The organism is uncultured Cetobacterium sp. (genome assembly GCF_947039425.1).
GTDB lineage: Bacteria > Fusobacteriota > Fusobacteriia > Fusobacteriales > Fusobacteriaceae > Cetobacterium_A.
In genome coordinates this window covers 1-2,760 of sequence record NZ_CAMQYW010000268.1, presented here as the reverse complement: position 1 = coordinate 2,760, position 2,760 = coordinate 1, and the positions used below count along the sequence as shown (strand labels likewise).

The 2,760-nt window shown below is 25.8% G+C and carries 3 protein-coding genes and 1 pseudogene; all 4 read right to left on the bottom strand.

Translation table 11 applies throughout. The annotated features are described in order from the left end of the window. Nucleotides 1–452 precede the first annotated feature (452 nt). Nucleotides 453–1,628, bottom strand: coding sequence for a sodium/glutamate symporter (locus Q0V09_RS10295; RefSeq protein ID WP_297407039.1), 1,176 nt, complete (start codon nt 1,626–1,628; stop codon nt 453–455). Nucleotides 1,629–1,705: 77 nt separating this feature from the next. Continuing rightward, the gene (locus Q0V09_RS10290) at nt 1,706–2,050 is read right to left on the bottom strand and encodes a histidine triad nucleotide-binding protein (protein ID WP_297407042.1); all 345 of its coding nucleotides are present in this window, start codon (nt 2,048–2,050) and stop codon (nt 1,706–1,708) included. A 15-nt stretch (nt 2,051–2,065) separates the two neighbouring features. Continuing rightward, nucleotides 2,066–2,494, bottom strand: coding sequence for a ribose 5-phosphate isomerase B (gene rpiB / locus Q0V09_RS10285; protein WP_297407044.1), 429 nt, complete (start codon nt 2,492–2,494; stop codon nt 2,066–2,068). Nucleotides 2,495–2,522: 28 nt separating this feature from the next. Continuing rightward, nucleotides 2,523–2,760: pseudogene (locus tag Q0V09_RS10280) on the bottom strand (peptidylprolyl isomerase); the annotation flags it as partial.

Genomic DNA, 2,760 nt, shown 5'->3' with positions numbered 1-2,760 from the left:
ACGAGATACGAATTCGTGACTGGAGTTCAGACGTGTGCTCTTCCGATCTAATAGTTTTGAAAATTGGTTGAAAAAATATGAATTTAAAAATAAAAATAAATTTATATTAGATATTACAGAAAAAGTAAAAGGATTTAACTATGAAAACTGGATTTCTCAAAAAGATTTAGAAGATTTTAAAATTAGATTGAAAAATAATTTGAAACATAAAAATACCTCTGAAATAAAAGAAAATATAGTAGAGGTTAAACTTGATAATAATATTATGAATATTGAAATTATTGAAAAAAATAGTTCTATAGGAAAAATGTTGAAAATAAAAATTGAATCAGTTATAAAATCTATGGGATTAGCAGTTTCAGAAAAAGAAAAGAAAAGTATTTTAATAGAAATATTAAAAGAGATGTAAAATAAAAAAGACTAATTTTATATTTTGAATTAGTCTTTTTTTACTAAATGAAAAAGTTAATTGAATATAAAATAAGAGGTATTAGAAAAAAATTCATAATAAAAGTTCCAACGAGAGGTACTATAAGAAATATCTCAGAATATGAACCATATTTTTTGCTAAGTTCATTCATATTTGAAATGGAGTTTGAAATTGATCCTAGAGATAGACCACATAGACCACAGGATAAAAGAACAGCCTTATAGTTTTTTCCAAAAATATAAAAGGTAAAAATATAAGAATAAAAAATAACAAAAACAAATTGAAAAAAAAGTATAAAAAAAAGAGGTTTAATAATAGTTAATAGATCCCAAATTTTTAAAGAAATAATAGACATAGAAAGAAATAGATTTAAAGATAGTTTGTTTAAAGTGAATGAAAATTTTTTATCTATTTTATAAGGGGAAATCCAGTTTATAAAAAGACCTATAATCAAACATATAATATAAACAGGGAAAATAATGTTGAAAATATTATGTATTAAAAGAGAAAATAAATTAGAAAAAACAATAATAGCAATAAAAAAAGTGATATTAGTTAATAAATTATTTGAATAATTACTATTTATTTTATTTAAAGATAAGCCTACTTTTTTATTTTTTGTTTTAGGTATTAAATTTAATCTATTTATAAGATAGGTTCCAATAGGAATAGCAATTATTGAGTTAGCAATAACACCAAAAGTAGCTGAAGCAATAGCTAAGTCTTTTCCTTCAAAAAATCCTAGATTTTCAATAGTTCTACCGAAAACTACAGCAAAACTAAAATCTCCAAATAAAGAGATGGGTCCAGCTATAATTCCAATTAGTGGATTTAAATTTAAAAAATTACAAAGAGAGACACCTATGAAAAATTGACAAATACTTAATAATCCAGCAATAATAAAAAACTTTATAAATATATTCTTGTGTTTATATAAAAGCAAAATAGGAGTATTTAGTCCAAGAGAAGTAAAAAAAAATTGCATAAAAATTATCTGTAAGGATAAATCATAGTGTACTTTGTAAGGTGTGAACATATAAAGTATAAAATTGAGAATAGCAAAAATAAAACCACCAACAATAGGATCTGGGAAATTAAATCTGTGTAGAAATATAACTTTATTTTTAATAGAAGCACCTAAAAATTTAGCAAAAAGACCAAGAAGCAGAGATTCAGTTAAATTTAACATAATAGTCATAGATCATCTCCTGTAATATTAATAATATAATATTACAAAAAGAAGAGAAATTTCTTTCTCTTCTTAAGGTTTTTTTATTAAATTGTTAACATAGGACCTAAAGGTTTGCCACCAAGTATATGAAAATGAATATGGAATACTTCTTGACCGCCATAGCTATTACAATTTGTAATAACTCTATAGCCATCTTCAGAAATTCCTAAGTCTTTAGTTATTTTCTTAATAGCTAAATACATTTCAATTATATATTCTGAATCATCTAAAGTTATATCATTAAGAGTTGGTATCTCTTTTTTAGGAATAACTAAAATATGAACAGGAGCTTGTGGGTTTATATCCTTAAAGGCCATTACTTTATCATTTTCAAAAACAATAGATGCAGGTATTTCTTTATCTATAATTTTTTTAAAAATAGTTGACATAAAAGTTTCTCCTTTCTATAACTCAATAGCTTCTATTCTATGAGTATGTCTTCCACCCTCAAATGATGTATTTAAAAATTCATCAACAATATCAAGGGCTAATACATCTCCAGTCATTCTAGCTCCAAGAGCTAAAATATTAGCATTATTATGCTGTCTAGTTAGTTTTGCCATTGTAGAATTTGAACAAAGTGCAGCTCTAATACCTTTGAATCTATTAGCTGCAATTGAAATTCCAATTCCAGTTCCACAAATAAGTATACCATAGTCAGCTTCATTATTTAAAACTGCTTGAGCAACTGCTTTTGAGTAAACTGGGTAGTCAACAGAGTCAGTTGAATAAGTTCCTTTATCAAGTACCTCAATACCTTTTTTTTCAAGATGAGATTTAATAATTTCTTTTAAACCAAATCCTCCGTGATCAGCACCTAAAGCTATTTTCATTTGAATTCTCCTTATGTATTATAATTTATTAGTTATGAGAACAACCTTCTTCTTCATCGTCAAATCCGTGGAAATGTACATGTCCATGCTCAACTTCCTCTTCACTAGCATCTCTTACACCTTCAACAGTAACTTCAAATCTTAAATCTTTACCAGAGAATGGGTGATTTCCATCAGCAGTAACAACTTCATCTTCTATCTTAGTAATGATAAATGATTGCTCAGTATCGTCATCCATATCAGCAATGAAGTCTAATCCTTCATAA

Excerpts from the sequence above, each read along its gene's own strand:
- Q0V09_RS10290 (WP_297407042.1), bottom strand. The coding sequence starts at position 2,050 with ATGTCAACTATTTTTAAAAAAATTATAGATAAAGAAATACCTGCATCT.
- rpiB (WP_297407044.1), bottom strand. The coding sequence starts at position 2,494 with ATGAAAATAGCTTTAGGTGCTGATCACGGAGGATTTGGTTTAAAAGAA.
- Q0V09_RS10295 (WP_297407039.1), bottom strand. The coding sequence starts at position 1,628 with ATGACTATTATGTTAAATTTAACTGAATCTCTGCTTCTTGGTCTTTTT.